The following is a 13,391-nucleotide window of genomic DNA, read 5'->3' as shown; positions in this document are numbered from 1 at the left end:
CTTGACCGACCCCATCGCGAGCAAGCTCGCTCCCACATTTGATCTTCGGTTCGCATATATTTTGTGTTCGCGGGAGATCCCATGTGGGAGCGAGCTTGCTCGCGATGGCCGCGACTCGGTCCTAAGGCAGGCGCAACGTGACCTCTACACCACAGTCGACATTACCGACACTCATCGCCCCACCATGCAACTTGACCACCTCTTCAACGAAGTTAAGCCCCAACCCTGTGCTTTTTCGCCCACTGTCCGGACGCGGCAGTGAGTAGAAGCGCTCGCTCAAGCGCGGCAACGCATAGTTGGGAATCGCCTCGGCCTGGTTAAAAAGCTTGAATTCGATTTGCTCACCGATCTTTGTGGCACTGAATCGCAGCAAGCCACAAGCCGGGGTGAAATCCAGAGCGTTCTCCAGCAGATTTCCCAGCGCCTGACGCAACAGGAATGGCTCACCGGTCACGGTCAGATCCGCTGCAATGGTTTGCTCCACACATAACTGCTTGCCTTCGATTCGCGCCGCCTGAGCACTCAGCAACTCACTCACCAAAGCCCCCAGCGGCACGTCGACGCGTTCTTCCAGCCCCTGACGCTGCTCGACTTGCGCCAGATTCAGCAAGCGCTCGATCAACTGCTGCATGCGCGCACTTTCGCTGTCGATGTTGCCGACGAAACGCTGCCGCTGGACCGGCGGCATCTCGCCCTGCAATAGTTCCGCCGCGCCACGAATGGCTGCCAGCGGACTCTTCAACTCGTGGGTCAGTGTGTGCACGTAACGCTCGACGTAGGCCTTGCCTTCAAGCTGCGTGCGCATCTGCTCCACCGCCGTGGCCAATTGTTCCAGCTCACCACCGCGATAATGCGGCACTTCAACCCGCCGGCCTGCACTGACGCCTTGGGCGTACGCCGTCAATCTGCGCAGGGCGCGGCTCAGCCACCAGGACAACAACGCGCCGAACAGCAAACCGAGACCGATCAGCCCGGCGCCATACGCCAGCAACCGGCGTTCCGTGCGATCCACATAAGGCTGCAACGAGCTGTTGGGCTTGGCCACGGTGACCACGCCAATGATCTGGCCGTTGTCGCGAATCGGCGCACCGACATGCATCACCGAAGACCCCGGATCGTTCGGGTCACCGCGGGTGGAACGAGCGCCGTATTCGCCGCGCAGGGTCAGGTAGACGTCGTTCCAGCGCGAGTAATCCTGTCCCACCGCCGCCCCGCTGGAATCCAGCACGACGATGCCCTTGGCGTCGGTGACGTAGATGCGGTGGTTGACCTGATTCTTCGCCAAGCCCCAGATTTTCGCCGCCGGTTGGCGCTCACCATAGGCCTTGAGCAGTTGCGGCCAGCGGTTCTGATTGAGGGTGCCGGCCTTGAAGTCATCGCGCAGGATCTCGGCCATCAGGTTGGCGGTATCGACCAGGGTTTCTTCGGTGGACTGGCGAACGCCGGGGCGGATCTCTTGCATGACCGTGTTGAGCACAAAGTAGCCCGTCAGGCCGATGAACAGTGCGTAGACCAGGAAAAACCGGATTCCCAGCGGCATCAGCTGTGTCCCGGACTGTAGCTGTAGCCAAGGCCGCGGTGGGTCTGGATCGGTTCGGCGTCAGCCTTCACCCGTCGCAACTTGGCACGCACGCTCTTGATGTGGCTGTCGATGCTGCGCTCGTAACCGGCGTCGGCGGCCACGCCCAGGGCATCGAGCAACTGTTCGCGACTGAAGACGCGCTCGGGCTGTTCCAGCAGGCATTGCAACAGGCGGAATTCATGGCGGGTAAGGGTCAGCAGTTGACCGCGATAACTGATTTGCACACGGTCGCTATCGATGCGAAACAGCGTCGTCGACGGTTCGCTCACCGTGCGGGGTGACATGCGTTTGAGAATTGCCCGGACCCGCGCCGCCACCTCCCGCGGGCTGAACGGCTTGACCACGTAATCGTCGGCGCCGATTTCCAGGCCCACGACGCGATCGATCTCGCCATCCCGGGCACTGAGGAACATCACCGGCACTTCGCTGAAGCGCCGCAGTTGCTTGCAGGTTTCGAAGCCGCTGATGTCCGGCAGGCCGATATCGAGAATGATCAGATCCGCCGGGGTCTGACGCTGATGCTCCAGCGCCGCCGCGCCGAGGCTCAGCCACGTGGTGGTGAAGCCCTCGCCTTGCAGGGCGAAAATCAGGGTGTCGGCAATGGCCGCTTCGTCTTCGACAATCAGGATATGAGGCATGGCGTCCGAGCCCGGCAGGGATGTGGGCGAACGGTGCCCCAAGCCTCACACCCCGTCAATCAGCAATCGGGTTTGTCCGCGGTAAACCGCCGTGCCGGGTTCACCGCCGCACCGAATTCGCGCAACGCCTTGGCGCCGATCAGCAACGGGTAGTTGAAGCTGCTGCGGTCTGTCAGGTTGACCTCGACCGTGCGCTTGACGTGCCCCAGGCACAGCTCCAGATCGACCACCGGACGCTTGGTCGGCGCGACGACTTCGTTGTCCTCCTCGTCCTCTTCGGAGCGGGTCTTGATCTTGCTGATGCGCGCGACCTTGTGTTCGTAGACCTGGTTGCCCGCATCCTTGGTGCCCAGGCGGAAACGCACCCAGTCTTCGCCGTCACGCTTGAAGGTTTCGATATCCTTGGCCGACAGGGATGCGGTCAGGGCGCCGGTGTCCATTTTCGCCTTGAGGACCTGCCCGCCGATTTCCGGCAGGGCGATGTATTCGTAACGCCCGTACAGGGTCGGCTCGGCGGCCATGACCGGCAGGGCCAGGAGGGAAAGCAGTGCGAGGAGCGATTTCACGTAGGGCTTCCTTGAAGGATGGGCAGCGGAATTTTAGACCGTGGCCGTTGAATTCGTTCGCAGATATTTGAAGATCAACGCCCTGTAGGAGCTGCAGAAGGCTGCGATCTTTTGATCTTCAAGACAAAGTCAAAAGATCGCAGCCTTCTGCAGCTCCTACAGGGACGAGGGTATCCAGCCTACCGCCACCCAGGTGAAGCATTCGTCATAGCGATTTGGCCTGTCGCCCGAAGCTGCTTATCATGGCGCGCCCAAACGCTTGCAAGAGTTCTTTATGCGCCGCCTGCTCACCGGCTGTTTCGTCACACTGCTGCTGTTGCTCAACACCCTGGTCCTGATCGGACCCTTGATGGTGTTTGCCTTGCTCAAACTGGTCCTGCCCGGGCGCTTTCGCGATTACGCCTCCTGGGTGGTGATGTGGATCGCCGAAACCTGGTCGGAAATCGACAAGCTGATTTTCCGCGTCTGCATCCCCACCCGATGGGACATCCGTGGCGGTGAAGATCTGCGCCGCGATACCTCGTACCTGGTGATCAGCAACCATCAATCCTGGGTCGACATCCCGGCGCTGATCCAGACGCTGAACCGGCGCACGCCGTTCTTCAAATTCTTCCTCAAGAAAGAGCTGATCTGGGTGCCCTTCCTGGGCCTGGCGTGGTGGGCGCTGGACTACCCGTTCATGAAGCGCTACAGCAAGGCGTTCCTGGCCAAACACCCGGAGCTGGCGGGCAAGGATCTGGAGATCACCAAAAAGGCCTGCGAGCTGTTCAAGCGCCAACCGGTGACGGTGGTCAACTATCTGGAAGGTACGCGCTTCACCGCAGCGAAAAGTGCTCAACAGCAGTCGCCGTTCACTCACCTGCTCAAGCCAAAGGCTGGCGGCGTGGCATTCGTGCTGGCGGCAATGGGCGAGCAGCTGGACGCCGTTCTCGATGTGACGGTGGTTTACCCGCAGCAGAAGATTCCGGGGTTCTGGGACCTGATCAGCGGCAATGTGCCCAGGGTCATCATCGACATCAAGACCCGCGAACTCGACCCGGCGCTGTGGCAGGGCGATTACGAAAACGATCCGGTGTTTCGCGAGAAGATCCAGAACTGGGTCAACCAGCTCTGGATCGAGAAGGACCGGCGCATCGACGCCTTGCGCGCCGAGCGCTACTGAATCAGCTACCGGTGCTGGCGCCAGCGCCCCAGATATTGCCCAGGCTGCTCAGCAGCGTACCACCGACGCCCTGCTGACCGAGGTACTGCAAGAGCACCGGGGTGAACAGGCCGATCATGCCGCTGTCCATGCCCAGGGCGCTGAAGGCGTTGTTCAAGTCGTTGGTGTCCTTGACGTTGCCCAGGGCGTTATCCAGCCCTGCAGCCTTGCCGCTGGAGCCGAGCAGGCCGGCCAGCGCGCCCAATTCACCGCCGCCCGAGAGCATGTCGATGCCCGGCACGCTTTTGGCCAATTGCGCGTAGTCGGTCGAACTCAACTGGTTCTTCGCCAGGCCCAGCATGGCCCCGGCGCCGCCGATGGCTTGCTCTGGAGTGATGTCCAATTCACTGAGGGTGCTCAGCAAATCGGCGGTCTGCGGCGTCGGTGCGGCGGTCTCGGCCGCGTCATCGCCCTTCATGCCGGCAATGACATTGGCTGCATCACTCAGGTTGAACTGTGCAAAAGCCGGGCTGGCCGCCAGGGTCAGGAGCGATGCCAGTGCAAAACCGCGTGAAATCTTCATTCAGACATCCTCGATGAACACCGCCCGGCAATGGGCGGCGAAAAACTGTGCATTGGACTGACGCCTTCAAGGATTGTTCCCGACCCTGTAGGAGCTGCCGGAGGCTGCGATCTTTTGATCTTGATCTTTGGCAAATTCAATATCGCCAGGATCAAAAGATCGCAGCCTCCGGCAGCTCCTACAGGGTCGGTGTCGTGGCAAATAGCGATCCACTGCATCCAATTCCACCCTGCCTGCGTATATCAAGCACGGACAGACACCCCTGGCCGATTCTCATCACAAGGATCATCACCATGAAACGCACTTCGATCAAAACGCCATTGATTGCCAGCCTGCTGACCCTGGCCCTTGGTGGCGGACTCGTCCTGAACACCGTGCAAGCGGCGGACATGGGCCGCGACACCGTCACGGTCGGCGGCCAGACCATGCTGCCAAGCAAGGACATCATCGATAACGCAGTGAACTCCGCCGATCACACCACCCTGGTCGCCGCTGTAAAAGCCGCCGGCCTGGTTGACACCCTCAAGGGCAAAGGCCCGTTCACCGTGTTCGCCCCGGTCAATTCGGCCTTCACCGCCCTGCCCGCGGGCACCGTCGACACCCTGCTCAAGCCGGCCAACAAGGCCACGCTGACCCACCTCCTCACCTACCACGTGGTCGCCGGGAAACTCGACATGATGACCCTGTCCGAGAAAATCAGGGCAGGCGGCGGCAAGGCCGAACTGACCACGGTGGCCGGCGGCAAACTGTGGGTCATGATGAACGGTCCGCACAACATCACCATCAAGGATGAAAAGGGCGACGTCGCTGACATCACCACCTACGACGTGTACCAGTCCAATGGGGTCATTCAGGTCATCGACAAAGTGCTGATGCCGAAAAGCTGAGCCGTGCCGCCGCCCTCGCACATCGGGGGCGGCGGTCCGCCCGAGGTGTTCGCCGTGAATGGAACAACTGCACGCCGTGAACTAACCTCTGCCTGCAACCGGCCCCCTGACCCGCTTTCCGGGAGAACCGCCATTCCCATCGCCGACGCCGATCAGCTCAGGCAATTGCTGGCCCAGTGTTCACTGGGTGACCGCCGCGCCTTCGAGACGCTATACCGCAGCGTCGGCCCGCGCCTGCACGGGGTAGCGCTGCGCTTCATGGGTCGTCCGGACTTGGCCGAAGAGGTGCTGCAAGAGAGTTTCGTGCGCATCTGGAACAATGCATCACGCTACGAAGCGCACCTGTCGGCGCCGTTGACCTGGATGATCAACATCACCCGTCACCAGGCCATCGACCAGTTGCGCAAACACCGCGATCGGCCATTGAGCGATCTCGAAGAACAGAGACTCGTGGATGAAAGCCCATCGGCCCACGAGCAACTGGACAGTGCCCGCGAAGCCAGCGCCTTGAACCGTTGCCTGGACAGCCTCGAAGGCATGCAGCGCCAGTCGATTACCGTCGCCTATTTCCAGGGACTGTCGTGTTCCGAACTGGCCGAACACCTGGCCGCACCGCTGGGCTCGGTGAAGTCCTGGATCCGCCGCGGCATGGAACGCCTGCGCAGGTGCCTTGAATCATGAACTATCGAACCCCGACCCTGCGCCGCGCCCTCGCCGCCGACTATGCCATCGGCCTGATGCCTGCCACCGCGCGCCGGCGTTTCGAACAGCTGTTGCTGGAAGATGCGGCCTTGCGCGCAGAACTGGCACAGTGGCAGGAAAGCCTGGTCAGCCTGACCGATGCCCTGCCGGAGCAGCCGGTGCCGGACCGCGTCTGGCAAGGCATTACCGCGCGGATCGAACCACAAGTGCTGCACGTGCCAGAGAAGCGTCCGTTCTGGAATTGGCTGCGAGTGACGGCGGCGGCTTTCTCGCTGCTGGTCGCAGTGACGCTCGGTGTGCTCTACCTCCCCGACGACGCCCGCTACAGCGCCACGCTGGTGAGCGCCGACGCGCAACCGGCGTTGCGCGTGCTGGTCCACGAGGATTACCTGCAAGTCGAGCCACTGGCGTTGGCCGCCATCGGGCCGGATCGCAGCCTGGAACTGTGGGCGATACCGGCGGACGGCAAGCCGATTTCCCTCGGCGTGGTTCCGCCGAACGGCAAAGGCAAAGTCGAATTGAGCGAGACGCAGATAGCGCTGATCGGCAAGCCGATTGCGCTGGCGGTCAGCCTTGAACCGAAGGGCGGCTCGCCGACCGGGCAACCGACAGGGCCGGTGCTGTACCAAGGGGCGTTGGCGGCAACGTGAAAGCAGAAGATCAAAAGATCAATACGTTCCCCTGTAGGAGCTGCCGCAGGCTGCGATCTTTTGCCCCTAAAAAAACGGCGACCTGAAGGTCGCCGTTTCATTTTGCGTGAAAACTTACGCCGCGCTGAACATCTTGTGCGGATCGATCACAAACTTCTTCGGCACGCCCGCATCAAACTCGCCATAACCCTGCGGAGCCTGGTCCAGGCTGATCACCTGAACGCCCACCACTTCGGCGATGTTGATACGGTCCCACATGATCGCTTGCATGAGCGCGCGGTTGTACTTCATGACCGGGGTCTGGCCGGTGTGGAAGCTGTGGGACTTGGCCCAGCCCAGCCCGAAGCGGATGCTCAGGCTGCCCATTTTCGCGGCAGCGTCGACAGCACCCGGGTCTTCGGTCACGTAGAGGCCGGGAATGCCGATCTTGCCGGCCACACGCACCACGCCCATCAGCGAGTTGAGCACGGTGGCCGGGGCTTCGTGTTTCACGCCGTCATGGCCATGGCCACGGGCTTCGAAGCCGACGGCGTCGATGGCGCAATCCACTTCCGGTTCGCCCAGCAGTGCGGCGATCTGTTCGTGCAGCGGCGTGTCCAGGGACAGGTCGGCAATCTCGAAGCCCTGGGCCTTGGCATGGGCCAGGCGAACGGTGTTGACGTCACCGATGATCACCACCGCCGCGCCCAGCAGGCGAGCGGATGCGGCCGCCGCCAGACCGACCGGACCGGCACCGGCGATGTACACAGTGCTGCCCGGGCCAACGCCGGCAGTCACGGCACCGTGGTAACCGGTCGGCAGGATGTCGGAGAGGCAGGTCAGGTCACGGATTTTTTCCATGGCCCGGTCGCGATCCGGCAGTTTCAGCAGGTTGAAGTCGGCGTACGGCACCATGGCGTATTCCGCCTGGCCGCCGGTCCAGTCGCCCATGTCGACATAACCGTAGGCACCGCCCGGGCGGGCCGGGTTGACGCTCAGGCACACGCCGGTGTGCATTTCCTTGCAGGAACGGCAGCGCCCGCAAGCCACGTTGAACGGTACGGACACCAGGTCGCCGATTTTCAGGTTCTCGACGTCACTGCCCTTCTCGATCACTTCGCCAGTGATTTCGTGGCCCAACACAAGGCCGGTTTGCGCCGTGGTACGCCCGCGCACCATGTGCTGGTCGGAACCACAGATGTTGGTGGAAACCACTTTGAGAATGACCCCGTGCTCGATCTTGCGACCGCGCGGGTCCTGCATTTTCGGATAGTCAATCTTCTGTACTTCGACCTTGCCAGCGCCGAGATACACCACACCACGATTGCCAGACATGCTTTCACCTCGCTGTTGTTTTTATGGAACCGCGTCGCCCAGGCAGGCAGCGCGTTAAGTGCTCGGTAAATCAAAAGATCGCAGCCTTCGGCAGCTCCTACAATGACCGCATACCCCTGTAGGAGCTGCCGAAGGCTGCGATCTTGGCGATATCGAAATCGCTACAGGACCACCGTCCTGTTGGCATTCAAAAACACGCGACGCTCAATGTGATAACCCACCGCCCGCGCCAGCGTCAGCCCTTCGATATCCCGCCCCTTGGCGATCAAGTCTTCCGGGTAATGGCTGTGGTCCACTGCCTCGACGCCCTGGGCAATGATCGGGCCTTCATCAAGGTCGTTGTTGATGTAATGCGCCGTGGCGCCCACCAGCTTCACCCCCTTGTTGTAGGCCTGGTGATAGGGCTTGGCGCCCTTGAAACCCGGCAGCAGGGAGTGGTGGATGTTGATCGCCTTGCCATCGAGCTTGCGGCACAACTCCGGCGACAGCACTTGCATGTAGCGCGCAAGGATCACCAGTTCGGCACCGGACTCTTCGATCACCTGCCACACCTGACGCTCTTGCGACGGCTTGTCGTTCGGGTCCAGCGGGAAGTGGTAGTACGGAATCTGGTGCCAGTCAGCCAGTGGCTTGAGGTCCGGGTGGTTGGAGACCACCGCGGCCACGTCCATCGACAATTGGCCGATGCGCTGGCGATAAAGCAAATCGTTGAGGCAGTGATCGGCCTTGGAGACCATGATCACCACTTTCGGCCGGTAGTTCGGTTCAGTCAGTTCGAAGATCATGCCAAAGGCTTCACCGCGCTCGGCGAGCCCCGCGCGGAATGATTGCTCGTCGAAGCCGTCGGGTTGACGGAATTCCACGCGAATGAAGAAACGGCCCGAGAGCCGGTCATCGAAGGAATGGTGCTCGGTGACGTAGCAGCCCTGCTCGAACAGAAAGCGGGTCACCGCGTCCACGGTGCCGAGGACACTGGGGCAGTCGGCGGTCAGAATCCATGTGTCTGGGGCGCGGCTCATGGTGCGGTGACTCCTGTGAGATCTGTAAACAAAGCACCCATCTGTGGGAGCGAGCCTGCTCGCGATGGACGTCAACGATGACGCGTACTTCCTGATTTAACGCGTCGCTCTCAAGTCCATCGCGAGCAGGCTCGCTCCCACAGAGGAAGGTGGTGATCAGGCTTGCACGCTCAGCCCGTATTCGGCAGAAGCATCCTGCAACCACAGCCACCAGTAGTCCGAGAAGCTGCGACGAATCAGCAGTTCCCAGGTGTCTTCGGCGGTGTGACGGATCATCAGTTGCGACTTGGCGAACACCGTGCCGACCGCTTTGCCCACCGGGAAGTTGTTCGGGTGCACGTCGTAGCTAGTGGACTTCATCAGCACCTGACGCACGTTCGGGCCGCTCAGTTCGAGGAGTTGCTGGCCGCCGCTGACGTTGACGATTGCAATGTGCAGATCGCCCAGTGCTTCACGCAGTTTCTGCTCGGCGGCAAGCTCTTCACCGCTCGGCACGATCAGCAGCCATTCATCCGGCCCCATCCACTGCAGGCTGGTTTCGCCTTTGACGATGACGGTCAGTGCGCCCGGCAATTCGATGCCCAGGGCCTTGTGCACACCGGCGGCGAACGCGGCATCGTGGCCGTCGCCACGAATGGTCAGGTGGCCGAGGAGTTTTTTCTCACGCACGGTCACGCCGGCGTTCTTGCGACCCTTGCCCACCAGGCTGGCGAGGTCGGCATGATGCAACGACGACTCGGCCTTGGCCCCGGAGGTTGGGCGTTGTTGGTAAACATTGGCTGCGGTCATAAAGCACCTGTTCTGAATTCTGTTGGTTCCGGCCCTTGTGGTGGCTGCTCCGCCGCCTTCGCGAGCAAGCCCGCTCCCACATTCGACCGCATTCCCCTGTGGGAGCGGGCTTGCTCGCGAATGGGCCGACTCGGTGTCATTGCCCACTCACAAGTCTTGAAGCCATCAAACGTTCTGGCGTTCACCCTTAGGATCGAAGAACACCGAAGAAACGATTTCCGCCTCGATCACGCTGCCGTCGGCCAGCGGTGCGAACACTCGCTCGCCCATCCGCTGCAACCCGCCCTTGACCACGCCCATGGCAAACGAATAGCCCAGGGAGTTGTGCAGGTAGCTGGAAGTCACGTGCCCCACCATGGTCATCGGGATGGCTTGCTTGGTGTTGAACACCAGTTGCGCACCTTCCGGCAGCCATTTGGTCGGATCGATCGGCTTCAGGCCAACCAGCTGTTTGCGCTGATCACGCACACAGTCTTCACGGTTCATGCCACGCCAGCCGATCCACGAGAACGGCTTGGTGCGACCGACACACCAGCCCATGTTCAGGTCGTCCGGGGTCATCGAGCTGTCAGTGTCCTGACCGACGATGATGAAACCCTTCTCGGCCCGCAGCACGTGCATGGTTTCGGTGCCGTACGGTGTCAGGTTGTACTTCTTGCCGGCGTCGACGATTTTTTCCAGCACGCCCATGGCGTAGTCGGCTTGCACGTTGACTTCGTACGACAGCTCACCGGTAAACGAAATCCGGAACACCCTCGCCGGCACACCGCCGACCAGGCCTTCTTTCCAGGTCATGAACGGGAAGGCTTCGCTGCTCAAGTCGATGTCGGTGACTTCGCTGAGCAGCTTGCGGCTGTTCGGCCCGGACAGGGTCATGGTTGCCCAGTGGTCGGTGACGGAGGTGAAGTACACCTTCATGTCCGGCCATTCGGTCTGGTGGTACAGCTCCAGCCACTGCAGCACACGAGCCGCGCCGCCGGTGGTGGTGGTCATGACGAAATGGTTGTCGGCCAGGCAGGCCGTCACGCCGTCGTCGAACACCATGCCGTCTTCTTTGCACATCAGGCCGTAGCGCGCCTTGCCCACGTCGAGCTTGGTCCAGGCGTTGGTGTAGACGCGGTTGAGGAACTCGCGCGCATCCGGGCCCTGGATATCGATCTTGCCCAGGGTCGAAGCATCGAGCAGACCGACGCTGTCGCGCACGGCTTTGCATTCGCGCTTGACCGCGGCGTGCAGGTCTTCACCGGATTTCGGGAAGTACCACGGACGTTTCCACTGGCCGACGTCTTCGAACTCGGCGCCGTTTTTCAGGTGCCATTGATGCAGCGCGGTGTAACGCACCGGCTCGAAGATGTGCCCACAGTGACGACCGGCCACGGCGCCGAAAGTCACCGGCGTGTAGTTCGGACGGAACATGGTGGTGCCCATCTGCGGGATGGTCACGTTCAGCGAGCGGGCAGCGATGGCCAGGCCGTTGACGTTGCCGAGCTTGCCCTGATCGGTGCCGAAGCCCAGTGCGGTGTAGCGCTTGACGTGCTCGACCGATTCGAAGCCCTCGCGGGTCGCCAGTTCGATGGCGGCAGCGGTGACGTCGTTTTGCAGGTCGACGAATTGCTTCGGCGCCCGTGCGGTGTTCTTTTCATGGGGCACCTGGAACAGCGCCAGGGTCGGCTCTTCGAGACGGCTCAGGGCTTTTGGCAACACACCTTCAATCGTCTGGAACCCGGCTTCGGCAGCGGCGCGGGCGCCACCTTCAAAACCGTCAGCCAGGGAATCGCCAAGGCCGAAGACACCGTTGATGCCACCGACACATACACGCTTCTGCGGTGCCTCACCCGGTACGAAACCGAGGATGTCTTCGCGCCAGATCGGCTTGCCACCCAGGTGCGAAGCCAGGTGGACCACCGGGCTGTAACCACCGGAACTGGCCACCACGTCGCATTCAAGCCATTCGCCAGGACTGGTCACGGCGTGGGCCTTGACGTCGATGGCGGCCACACGGGCAGCGGTCACGCGCTTGCTGCCACGGGCCTCGATCACGGCGCTGCCGGTGAGAATGCGGATGCCTTTGGCACGCGCCTCTTCCACCAGCGCACCACGCGGGTTGCTGCGGGCGTCGGCGATGGCCACCACTTGCAGGCTGGCATCGAGCCAGTCCAGGGCAACGCGGTAGGCGTGGTCGTTGTTGGTCGACAGCACCAGCTTCTTGCCCGGTGCCACACCGTAACGACGCACGTAGGTCGAGATGGCGCCGGCGAGCATGTTGCCCGGCACGTCGTTGTTGCCGTAGACCAGTGGACGCTCGTGAGCGCCGGTCGCCAGCACCACACGCTTGGCACGGACCCGGTGGATGCGCTGACGCACCTGGCCAATCGGTGCGCGGTCGCCGAGGTGATCGGTCAGGCGCTCGTGAATGGTCAGGAAGTTGTGGTCGTGATAGCCATTGACGGTGGCGCGCGGCAACAGCAGCACGTCCGGGGTGTTCTTCAGTTCGTCGATGACGCTGGCGACCCACTCGGTCGCGGGCTTGCCGTCGAGGCTTTCGCGGGAGTCGAGCAGGCTGCCGCCGAACTCTTCCTGTTCGTCAGCCAGAATCACACGGGCACCGCTGCGCGCAGCCGCCAGTGCAGCCGCCAGGCCGGCAGGGCCAGCGCCCACGATCAGCACGTCGCAGTGCTGGTTCATGTAGTCGTAGGTGTCCGGATCGTTCTCGGTCGGCGAGCGGCCAAGACCAGCGGCCTTACGGATGTATTTCTCGTAGGTCATCCAGAACGATTGCGGGTACATGAAGGTTTTGTAGTAGAAACCCGGCGGCATCAGCTTGCCGCCGACCTTGCCGAGAATCCCCATCATGTCGTTGTTCACGCTCGGCCAGCCGTTGGTGCTGGTGGCGACCAGGCCTTGATACAGCGCCTGTTGCGTGGCGCGCACGTTCGGGATCTGCGTGGCTTCGGTGGCGCCGATCTGCAGCACCGCGTTCGGCTCTTCGGCACCGGCGGCGAAGATGCCGCGCGGACGGGAATACTTGAAGCTGCGACCGATGATGTCGACGCCGTTGGCCAGCAGTGCAGCGGCCAGGGAGTCGCCTTCGAAGCCTTTGTAGTTCTGGCCGTTGAAGGTGAAGCTCAAGACTTTGTTGCGGTCGATCCGTCCGCCGTTGGACAGGCGATTGATCTGGCTCATACCTTCTCTCCCAGAGCCGTACTGGCCGCTTTCGGGCTATCGGTCTTGTCGGTGAATTGTGGCTTGGTGCCGATCTTGTAGGTTTCGAGAATCTCGTAGGTCACGGTGTCGCGGGTGACGTTGAAGTACTGACGGCAACCGGCAACGTGATCCCACAGCTCGTGGTGCAGACCGCGCGGGTTGTCGCGGAAGAACATGTAGTCGCCCCACTCCTCGTCGGTGCAGCTGTTCGGGTCCAGAGGACGCGGGATGTGCGCCTGGCCGGATGCATGGAATTCCTCTTCGGAGCGCAGTTCGCCGCAGTGAGGACAGAAGATATGCAACATAGGAAATTTCT

The 13,391-nt window shown here is 61.9% G+C and carries 13 protein-coding genes; 4 read left to right on the top strand and 9 right to left on the bottom strand.

The genetic code is table 11. From position 1 onward, the window contains the following. Positions 1-121: 121 nt before the first annotated feature. The 3 genes from creC to rloA2 are packed head-to-tail and all read right to left on the bottom strand — an operon-like array spanning position 122 to position 2,786. Positions 122-1,540 carry a two-component system sensor histidine kinase CreC gene (gene creC / locus AC07YV_RS19560; protein WP_102700722.1) on the bottom strand — a complete coding sequence of 473 codons (1,419 nt, stop codon included), beginning with the start codon at positions 1,538-1,540 and terminating at the stop codon, positions 122-124. After that, complete coding sequence (gene creB, locus AC07YV_RS19555; RefSeq protein WP_102700721.1) at positions 1,540-2,220, bottom strand: two-component system response regulator CreB; 681 nt, start codon at positions 2,218-2,220, stop codon at positions 1,540-1,542. Before creB ends, creC begins: the two co-directional genes overlap by 1 nt. A gap of 59 nt (positions 2,221-2,279) precedes the next feature. Then, positions 2,280-2,786, bottom strand: a complete 507-nt coding sequence (rloA2, locus tag AC07YV_RS19550) for a retropepsin-like aspartic peptidase RloA2 (RefSeq protein ID WP_102700720.1) — start codon at positions 2,784-2,786, stop codon at positions 2,280-2,282. Between the two features lie 274 nt (positions 2,787-3,060). Here rloA2 and yihG point away from each other — a divergent pair, with 274 nt between their 5' ends. After that, positions 3,061-3,948: a 1-acylglycerol-3-phosphate O-acyltransferase, YihG family gene (yihG, locus tag AC07YV_RS19545; protein ID WP_102700719.1), complete on the top strand. Its 888-nt coding sequence runs from the start codon at positions 3,061-3,063 to the stop codon at positions 3,946-3,948. A 1-nt stretch (position 3,949) separates the two neighbouring features. On the opposite strand, the gene AC07YV_RS19540 is transcribed toward yihG, so the two are convergent. Then, on the bottom strand, positions 3,950-4,510 hold the full coding sequence (locus AC07YV_RS19540; RefSeq protein ID WP_102700718.1) for a DUF2780 domain-containing protein: 561 nt from the start codon (positions 4,508-4,510) through the stop codon (positions 3,950-3,952). A 293-nt stretch (positions 4,511-4,803) separates the two neighbouring features. Here AC07YV_RS19540 and AC07YV_RS19535 point away from each other — a divergent pair, with 293 nt between their 5' ends. The 3 genes from AC07YV_RS19535 to AC07YV_RS19525 are packed head-to-tail and all read left to right on the top strand — an operon-like array spanning position 4,804 to position 6,749. After that, positions 4,804-5,397: a fasciclin domain-containing protein gene (locus AC07YV_RS19535; protein ID WP_102700717.1), complete on the top strand. Its 594-nt coding sequence runs from the start codon at positions 4,804-4,806 to the stop codon at positions 5,395-5,397. Between the two features lie 54 nt (positions 5,398-5,451). Next, entirely contained in the window at positions 5,452-6,078 is a 627-nt protein-coding gene (locus AC07YV_RS19530) for an RNA polymerase sigma factor (protein WP_102700741.1), read from the top strand. After that, positions 6,075-6,749: an anti-sigma factor gene (locus AC07YV_RS19525; RefSeq protein WP_102700716.1), complete on the top strand. Its 675-nt coding sequence runs from the start codon at positions 6,075-6,077 to the stop codon at positions 6,747-6,749. Before AC07YV_RS19530 ends, AC07YV_RS19525 begins: the two co-directional genes overlap by 4 nt. A gap of 114 nt (positions 6,750-6,863) precedes the next feature. On the opposite strand, the gene fdhA is transcribed toward AC07YV_RS19525, so the two are convergent. The 5 genes from fdhA to AC07YV_RS19500 form a co-directional block, all read right to left on the bottom strand. Next, on the bottom strand, positions 6,864-8,063 hold the full coding sequence (fdhA, locus tag AC07YV_RS19520) for a formaldehyde dehydrogenase, glutathione-independent (protein WP_007980407.1): 1,200 nt from the start codon (positions 8,061-8,063) through the stop codon (positions 6,864-6,866). Positions 8,064-8,224: 161 nt separating this feature from the next. Next, positions 8,225-9,082 (bottom strand): formyltetrahydrofolate deformylase, encoded by an 858-nt coding sequence (gene purU, locus AC07YV_RS19515; RefSeq protein WP_015097122.1) that lies wholly within the window; start codon positions 9,080-9,082, stop codon positions 8,225-8,227. Between the two features lie 156 nt (positions 9,083-9,238). Next, positions 9,239-9,871, bottom strand: coding sequence for a sarcosine oxidase subunit gamma (locus AC07YV_RS19510; RefSeq protein ID WP_102700715.1), 633 nt, complete (start codon positions 9,869-9,871; stop codon positions 9,239-9,241). 165 nt (positions 9,872-10,036) lie between these two features. Then, positions 10,037-13,054, bottom strand: coding sequence for a sarcosine oxidase subunit alpha (locus AC07YV_RS19505; protein ID WP_102700714.1), 3,018 nt, complete (start codon positions 13,052-13,054; stop codon positions 10,037-10,039). After that, on the bottom strand, positions 13,051-13,380 hold the full coding sequence (locus AC07YV_RS19500; RefSeq protein ID WP_007980417.1) for a sarcosine oxidase subunit delta: 330 nt from the start codon (positions 13,378-13,380) through the stop codon (positions 13,051-13,053). The genes AC07YV_RS19505 and AC07YV_RS19500 overlap by 4 nt, the downstream gene beginning before the upstream one ends. Between the last annotated feature and the right edge of the window lie 11 nt (positions 13,381-13,391).

It is taken from the genome of Pseudomonas sp. GW456-E7, assembly GCF_059424105.1.
This window is presented reverse-complemented; position numbering and strand designations above follow the sequence as displayed.

Bases quoted from the DNA above. Each gene is read 5' to 3' on its own strand.
- AC07YV_RS19535 (WP_102700717.1), top strand. From the start codon at position 4,804: ATGAAACGCACTTCGATCAAAACGCCATTGATTGCCAGCCTGCTGACC.
- AC07YV_RS19500 (WP_007980417.1), bottom strand. From the start codon at position 13,380: ATGTTGCATATCTTCTGTCCTCACTGCGGCGAACTGCGCTCCGAAGAG.
- yihG (WP_102700719.1), top strand. From the start codon at position 3,061: ATGCGCCGCCTGCTCACCGGCTGTTTCGTCACACTGCTGCTGTTGCTC.
- purU (WP_015097122.1), bottom strand. From the start codon at position 9,082: ATGAGCCGCGCCCCAGACACATGGATTCTGACCGCCGACTGCCCCAGT.
- creC (WP_102700722.1), bottom strand. From the start codon at position 1,540: ATGCCGCTGGGAATCCGGTTTTTCCTGGTCTACGCACTGTTCATCGGC.
- AC07YV_RS19505 (WP_102700714.1), bottom strand. From the start codon at position 13,054: ATGAGCCAGATCAATCGCCTGTCCAACGGCGGACGGATCGACCGCAAC.
- AC07YV_RS19510 (WP_102700715.1), bottom strand. From the start codon at position 9,871: ATGACCGCAGCCAATGTTTACCAACAACGCCCAACCTCCGGGGCCAAG.
- fdhA (WP_007980407.1), bottom strand. From the start codon at position 8,063: ATGTCTGGCAATCGTGGTGTGGTGTATCTCGGCGCTGGCAAGGTCGAA.
- AC07YV_RS19525 (WP_102700716.1), top strand. From the start codon at position 6,075: ATGAACTATCGAACCCCGACCCTGCGCCGCGCCCTCGCCGCCGACTAT.
- creB (WP_102700721.1), bottom strand. From the start codon at position 2,220: ATGCCTCATATCCTGATTGTCGAAGACGAAGCGGCCATTGCCGACACC.
- AC07YV_RS19540 (WP_102700718.1), bottom strand. From the start codon at position 4,510: ATGAAGATTTCACGCGGTTTTGCACTGGCATCGCTCCTGACCCTGGCG.